Genomic DNA, 6,021 nt, shown 5'->3' with positions numbered 1-6,021 from the left:
CCCAGCGAATACAACGGGTACCAGTACCAGAACTTGTTATCGAGGTTGTACTGTTCGGTGTGGCTCTTCGGCATCTGGAGGTTGACTCGGTAGTACATCGTCTCCAGCAATTCGAGGTAGTCGACGATGCGAAACCGTTTATCGAGCCACATCAGGGTCATCAGGTAGCCCTGCTCGATCGGCGAGAGGTCGCGCTCTTGCATCCAGCCCTGATGGTCGTGTTCGTCCGCGCGTTCGAGGCTCATTGACCTTCTCCACTGCTTTCGTTTCCGCCTCCGCTCTCGTTTCCGCCACTACTTTCATTCCCGCTGCCGCTCTCGTTTCCGCTACTGCTCTCGTTCCCGCCACTGCTTTCGTTCCCGCTGCCGCCCCCGCCACCCGCTCCTTCGGGAAGTATCACGTCGTCGGGCTGTGGGAACGAGAGGAACGACTGTTCGAGGACGGTAAGCGGATCGTAGATCGACTGGTGACACTGACAGTAGACGTTGTCCCCTCGACCGATCTGATCGGCCGTCTCGGAGACCTTGAAACCGGGAACGCAACAGAAGTGCGTACAGACGTTGAGATACGCGAGGACGCCGTCCTGGGTGGCCGCCTGGAGGAACTCGTCGTTCTGGGCGGCCTCCTCTACCTGCGGACTGCGAATGACGATCGCCTGAAGGGTGTCCGCGGGTTCGAGCCCCTCCGAACGCCACGTCGCAAGACCGGGCTTTCCGATTCCGTCGCTACCGATCCCGTTGCCCCACTCCTCGTAGTCGTCGAAATCCGAGATGTTGAGCGGTGCCCCTTCCTCGAGCTCCGACTGCCACTCGTACTGGGATTGACCCGACGAGAGGAACTGGTTGTTCATATCCGCCCGCGGGAGCAACGCCGGCGAGGTCTGTTTCCCACAGTACTGGAACCACTGTGAGGTGTAGGTGATCCCGCCGAGGTCCTCCTCGGCCAGATAGGTCGTCTGTCCCTGGACCGTTTCCTCGACGACTTCCGGCCATCGGCCGCTGATGACGCCCTGGTCGTCGACCTCGACGGGGATGACCGGCATCCCTCGTGGGGCGGGACCCGCGACCTGTTCGATGCCCATGAAGGGAGTGATTCCACCGCCCGCGCCCGTGGGCGGAGTCGCGGTGTTGACTGCCGCTGCACCCGTCGAACCGATCCCGGCGATCGCCGCCGCGCCGACAACGCCCTTGACGAACCGCCGTCGGTCGGATTCGACCGGATATTTGTCTTCGTTCGATGACATTGTTAATTCTTCTTGTAGTATGGATAGACCGCGCGTTTGAAGTGTTCGAGGGCGCCGTCCGCGAACTCCTGGCCCTCGGCCTGTTCTTCCCGGACGTAGAGGTCCTCCCATTTGCGGCGCCGTTTCTTGACGATCATCACGTCGGGGAGGAACTCCTTGCGGTACAACGCGAGGATGAACGCCAGATCGAGGAACGTCATCGAGAGCAACACGCCGAGATAGATGTTCCCCGTCTGGGTCGTCCCCCACGCCGAAACGAGGCCGTACGTGAACAGACCGACCAGGACGACCTCAAGGACCGTCAGCAGAACGATGGCGATCGTGGCGACCGTGCTCTCGCGGGCCGGCTCGTATCGGTGGATATCGCCGTAGGAGTTGCCTGAGGACGACATCTCAGTTCCCCCCTTTCGCGTGCGGCGATTCGCCGTATTTCAGGACGAAGAACGTGAAGACCAGCGAGACGGAGGTCGCAAGCACGGCGCCGATCCCAACGTAGTGTTCCTGGACTTTGATGCCCAACTCCTCCGGGTCGGTTATGATGCCGGGTGTGACTTCTTGAGTTGGGACGCCGCCGACGGCGACCCCGCCGTGCATCCCCTGTGTGGCGTGGGGCTCACACTGGTAGGTGACGATCTGGCCGTCCTCCTCGAACGTGTGTTCGAAGGTAAATCCCCCCTCGCCGGTCGTCTCGCTCGTGAAGTCAGCACCGTCCTGTGCGGAGACGTTGTGGCTCCCTCCTTCGCCGGTCCACTCCCAAGTGACTGTCGTCCCGGGATCGACCCAGATGGCCGGCGGGCCAAAGGCCAGCCCGTCACCGGCACCGACCTCGACGGTGGCCTCGCTTTCGCCACGCAGGTCCTCCGTCTCGCCGGTAGAGTAGTCATTGGCTTCGGCGACGAACTCGGGCCATTCGGGGACTTCCGTCGTGCCGTCGTCCTCTTGTGCGGCTGCGGTGCCGACGGCGCCGGTCGTACCCGCCGCTGCGGCGGCGCTCCCAGCACCGGCCGCTGTGATAAATTCCCGCCTCTTCATACAGCCAAGGATCAGGACCGTGTTCGCTTAAACCCACCGATGACACGCCCCTCGGGCCGATCGCCGTCCCCGACGAGACCGCTACTCGCTGGCGTTTTCGCCCTCACCGATCGGCTCGATTTCCCCGTCGTCGACCGGGACGAAATCCGGACGGTCCGCCGACTGAACGCCCGCCGCTCGGAGTCGATCCTGATACTCGACCGCACGGAACCGATCCGAGAGCCGCGCGTTGGCGACGACGAGGAAGAGAAAGACGCTCGCGAGCACGAACAGGATCGCGATGACCAGCACGATCACGGCCGAGCCCCCGACGTCCCCGACGAACAGCCCGACGAACGCCGCGATTCCCGCGAGGAGGAGCCCGAAGGCGATCACCTGCAGCATCTGGTTGCCCAGATCGCCGCTCCCCTCGGGGACCTGTTCGGGGTCGGGCAGCGACCAGTCTTCAGGAGGGGTAGGCACCTCGTAGTCGTCCATCGAACAGAGCGCGACCGTCGGCTTGACGTCCCGGACGACGGTGCCTTCGCCCTCGACGCTCCCGTCGGGATAGACGATCGCGTAGCCCTCGTCCGAGTAGGCGAGGATCCGCGGCGGGTCCGCGAACCGTTCGAGCACCGCAAAGACGTCGCGGTTCGCGATTCGAGATCTGAGGTCGGCCTCGACGCGGTCGATCAACTCGTTACCGGTGATCCACGAGTCCGGATCGAACGCCGCGTCCCACTCGTCGGCGCTCATGCGCGCCATGTCCTCGGGGCCGAACTCCTCGAAGTCGTACTCATCGGCGGGAACCGACCGCTCCTCGCGCTCGCTCCGGTCGGAATCGGCTCCCTGAGAGGAACGACCGTCAGCCATCTCCCTGAAGTTGGACCGGAACGAACATACGTGTTCCGGGATCCTCGAACGCGAATCCGCGCCGTTTAACGCGTCGCCGACCCAACCCTCGATAATGGTCGAGGCCGCCGTCCTCGCGACGACCGCCCTCGCGCTCGTGACGGTGAGTTTCCCGTTCTACCTCTACGGGGCGTGGATCATCATCGAAAACGATCCCGTGACGTGGGCCGTGTTGGTTCGGCATCTCAAGTACATCGCCACGGGACTGCTCCTCACTACCGGCCCGATTCTCCTCTGGATGGCCCCGCGACTGTTCGAGCGACTCAGCGGACTCCAGGCGATGCACGCCGTCTTCGGCGTACAGGCCTACGCCTTCCTGTTCTTCGCGCTCACCGGGATCGTCCGGATCTTTCAGGCCAAGCACCGATACAACCTCTACGGTGAGCCCGACCGGGACGTCGATCTCGACGATCTCGACGAGAACATGGGCGCGTGGCGCTTTCGTCTGCGGATCGGCGTGATCGGCTACCTACTGTGCTGGCTGATCGCCTACGCGCTGGGGGTCGCCCGATACGGTCTGATCTACCTCTGATTTAGCGGTTGTTGAACGGGCGCTCGTCGCGGTGGGCGTCGGGGTTTGCCGTCTCCTCTGCGGCCGCCTCACGTTGTTCGTCCTCGGCGTCGAGTTTCTCCTCGGCTTCCTCCTCGCGCTGCTCTCGAAGCTCCTCCTCGTCCTTCGCGTCGAGTTCCTCCTCGGCTTCCTCCTCGCGCTGCTCTCGAAGCTCCTCCTCGTCCTTCGCGTCGAGTTCCTCCTCGGCGTCGTCCTCTCCGTCCTTTTCCTTATCGAGCGTGACGTCTCGACCGTGTTCGTCTGATTCCGTCATGGCATCCTCGGATTTCGAGGGCGAGGATGAAAACCGTTGGCCCCGCGACCGACGGCTCACCACGCCTCGCCGCTCGCCAGATCGACCTCGTTGTCGAGCTTCGACGAGGGACAGATGTCTTCGAGAACACACTCGGTACACTCGGGGCTACGTGCCGTACAGGTCGCCCGACCGTGGCTGATACAAAGATGCGTGAACTCCTGCCAGTGCTCCCTCGGAACGAGTTCCATCAGTTCGCGCTCGATCCTCTCGGGGGAGCGCTCCTCGGTGATTCCCAGCCGGCGCGTGATCCGTTGGACGTGCGTATCGACGACGACGCCCTCGACGAGGTCGTGGCCGTGCTGAAGGACGACGTTCGCGGTCTTGCGGCCCACGCCGGGCAGGGCGGTGAGCTCGTCCATCGTGTCGGGTACCGAACCGCCGTGTTCGGCGGCGATGATCGCGCAGGCCTCGCGGATGTAGCCCGCCTTGTTGTTGTAGTAGGTGATCGAGTTGAGGTCCTCTGCGAGTTCCTCCTGGTCGGCGTTCGCGTAGTCCTCGGGGCCATCGTACTTCGAAAAGAGGTGTTCGGTCTCCTTGTTGACCCGCTCGTCGGTACACTGCGCCGAGAGGATCACCGCGATCAGGAGTTCGAGGCGGTTCGAGAAGTCGAGCGAGATCGTCGTATCGGGGTACTCCTCGAACAGGCGATCGGTGACCTCGGCGGCCTGTTCCTCGGGCGAATCGAGTCGAGTTCCCATACCGGGGTTCGAGAGCGCGTCGTGTTGAGCGGTTCGGTTCGCGGGTCAGATCACGCCGTGGTCCAGGTAGAACTGCCGGGCGCGGTCGTTGCATAACAGGGGTTCGTGGATCTGGATCGCCGCCGAAGTGTTGTTGTTCGCCTCGATGATCGAGAACTCCCCCTCGCCGGTCACGACGATGTCCCACCCGATATACGGGATGTACGAGAGCCGTTCGGCGATCTCGACGAGCGCGCTCTCGATGGCTTCCCAACCGGGTACCTCGACGCCCTCGATCGCCGCGCCCGTATCGGGGTGGGACGAAAACGTCTCGGGAGGGGCCGGCGGGAGGTACTGGACCCCTGACCCGAGGGATCCCGATTCGCGATCCACCCCGACCGACAGCCCGCCCCGCGAGAAGTTATCGAGCGCGCCCGAACGACGGGTGCCAAAGCGGTGGGTCGCGATCGGGACGAACGCCTCGCCTGCGACCGCATCGTACATCGTCAGCACCCGCATCGTGTTGACCGATCCGGGATAGATCGCCGCAACGTACGCCGCCTGCGCGACGTGCTCGGTCACGAGATAGTCCTCCAGCCCGTCGATGCGCGCACGCAGTTCCTCCTCCGAACAGGGCTCGGCGTTGACGCGGTACTCGCCGGCGTCGAACGCACAGACCAGCACCTGCTTTCCGGAGCCGCCTTTGAACCGCTTACAGACGAGCCGTCCTTCGCTTCGAAGCCGGTCGAGAAACCAGCCCGTTCCATCGGCGACCGAGGACGGCGGGCCGTCAGGGCGGCCGATCAATCGACCGACCGTCCCACCGTCCGAACGGGGGAGCTCCATCGGATCGACGGGATGGAGCCGACCGTCCTTCAGGATCCCGTATACCGCCGGGAGGTGCTCGTCGAACTCTGAGAGGAGGAGGTGACAGAGCAGCTTGTTGTCGACCGCGTCGCGCCACGCGCCATTGATGTAGTACGCGCCGACGTACCGCGCGGCGTCCGAGAGGTAGTCGTCGAACCCGTAGGTCTCGAAGTCGTAGAGATGGGCCGCACGGGCCCGGAAGCCGTGGCGGTAGAGCCGGAGGCGCGTCGCCAGCGAAACCGGCGGGGACGGCTGGGTCATCTCGTCCCGGGCGAGGACGGGCCACCGCTCGTGGGGTACGGGGAGGAGGTACTCGGCGGCCGTCGCCGTCACCGAGACGAGCCGCGACGGCAACGACGTCGCGTGCGTACGTACGCTGGAGGGCGGATCACTCATCGGTTGTAGTATCGAGGCGCTAGCCGTATACTAATGCACCACCTTACTA

The 6,021-nt window shown here is 64.0% G+C and carries 8 protein-coding genes and 1 pseudogene; 1 reads left to right on the top strand and 8 read right to left on the bottom strand.

Going from position 1 to position 6,021, the window contains the following annotated elements:
• The 5 genes and pseudogenes from EAO80_RS12465 to EAO80_RS12445 form a co-directional block, all read right to left on the bottom strand.
• A pseudogene (locus EAO80_RS12465) lies at positions 1 to 245 on the bottom strand (cytochrome bc complex cytochrome b subunit); the annotation flags it as partial.
• Positions 242 to 1,243 (bottom strand): ubiquinol-cytochrome c reductase iron-sulfur subunit, encoded by a 1,002-nt coding sequence (locus EAO80_RS12460; protein WP_122090211.1) that lies wholly within the window; start codon positions 1,241 to 1,243, stop codon positions 242 to 244. The pseudogene EAO80_RS12465 and the gene EAO80_RS12460, both read right to left, overlap by 4 nt.
• 2 nt (positions 1,244 to 1,245) lie before the next feature.
• Positions 1,246 to 1,635: a DUF7318 family protein gene (locus EAO80_RS12455; protein ID WP_122090210.1), complete on the bottom strand. Its 390-nt coding sequence runs from the start codon at positions 1,633 to 1,635 to the stop codon at positions 1,246 to 1,248.
• A 1-nt stretch (position 1,636) separates the two neighbouring features.
• Positions 1,637 to 2,275, bottom strand: a complete 639-nt coding sequence (locus tag EAO80_RS12450) for a halocyanin domain-containing protein (protein ID WP_122090209.1) — start codon at positions 2,273 to 2,275, stop codon at positions 1,637 to 1,639.
• An 81-nt stretch (positions 2,276 to 2,356) separates the two neighbouring features.
• Positions 2,357 to 3,127 carry a DUF7319 domain-containing protein gene (locus tag EAO80_RS12445; protein ID WP_122090208.1) on the bottom strand — a complete coding sequence of 257 codons (771 nt, stop codon included), beginning with the start codon at positions 3,125 to 3,127 and terminating at the stop codon, positions 2,357 to 2,359.
• A gap of 94 nt (positions 3,128 to 3,221) precedes the next feature.
• On the opposite strand from EAO80_RS12445, the gene EAO80_RS12440 reads away from it, so the two are divergent.
• Entirely contained in the window at positions 3,222 to 3,698 is a 477-nt protein-coding gene (locus tag EAO80_RS12440) for a DUF7321 family protein (RefSeq protein WP_122090212.1), read from the top strand.
• 1 nt (position 3,699) lies between these two features.
• Here EAO80_RS12440 and EAO80_RS12435 read toward each other — a convergent pair whose 3' ends face one another.
• The 3 genes from EAO80_RS12435 to EAO80_RS12425 are packed head-to-tail and all read right to left on the bottom strand — an operon-like array spanning position 3,700 to position 5,972.
• A complete protein-coding gene (locus EAO80_RS12435; RefSeq protein ID WP_122090207.1) occupies positions 3,700 to 3,990 on the bottom strand; it encodes a hypothetical protein in 291 nt (96 codons plus the stop codon).
• Between the two features lie 56 nt (positions 3,991 to 4,046).
• The gene (gene nth / locus EAO80_RS12430) at positions 4,047 to 4,730 is read right to left on the bottom strand and encodes an endonuclease III (protein ID WP_122090206.1); all 684 of its coding nucleotides are present in this window, start codon (positions 4,728 to 4,730) and stop codon (positions 4,047 to 4,049) included.
• A gap of 45 nt (positions 4,731 to 4,775) precedes the next feature.
• Positions 4,776 to 5,972 (bottom strand): sugar-transfer associated ATP-grasp domain-containing protein, encoded by a 1,197-nt coding sequence (locus EAO80_RS12425; RefSeq protein ID WP_122090205.1) that lies wholly within the window; start codon positions 5,970 to 5,972, stop codon positions 4,776 to 4,778.
• Positions 5,973 to 6,021 lie beyond the last annotated feature (49 nt).

This window comes from Halalkalicoccus subterraneus (genome assembly GCF_003697815.1).
Taxonomy (GTDB): Archaea; Halobacteriota; Halobacteria; order Halobacteriales; family Halalkalicoccaceae; genus Halalkalicoccus; species Halalkalicoccus subterraneus.
The sequence above is the reverse complement of the archived record's forward strand: the minus strand, read 5'-3'. Positions and strand labels throughout refer to the sequence as shown.

Coding starts and splice junctions, on each gene's coding strand:
- EAO80_RS12460 (WP_122090211.1), bottom strand. CDS start 1,243: ATGTCATCGAACGAAGACAAATATCCGGTCGAATCCGACCGACGGCGG.
- EAO80_RS12455 (WP_122090210.1), bottom strand. CDS start 1,635: ATGTCGTCCTCAGGCAACTCCTACGGCGATATCCACCGATACGAGCCG.
- EAO80_RS12450 (WP_122090209.1), bottom strand. CDS start 2,275: ATGAAGAGGCGGGAATTTATCACAGCGGCCGGTGCTGGGAGCGCCGCC.
- EAO80_RS12445 (WP_122090208.1), bottom strand. CDS start 3,127: ATGGCTGACGGTCGTTCCTCTCAGGGAGCCGATTCCGACCGGAGCGAG.
- EAO80_RS12440 (WP_122090212.1), top strand. CDS start 3,222: ATGGTCGAGGCCGCCGTCCTCGCGACGACCGCCCTCGCGCTCGTGACG.
- EAO80_RS12435 (WP_122090207.1), bottom strand. CDS start 3,990: ATGACGGAATCAGACGAACACGGTCGAGACGTCACGCTCGATAAGGAA.
- nth (WP_122090206.1), bottom strand. CDS start 4,730: ATGGGAACTCGACTCGATTCGCCCGAGGAACAGGCCGCCGAGGTCACC.
- EAO80_RS12425 (WP_122090205.1), bottom strand. CDS start 5,972: ATGAGTGATCCGCCCTCCAGCGTACGTACGCACGCGACGTCGTTGCCG.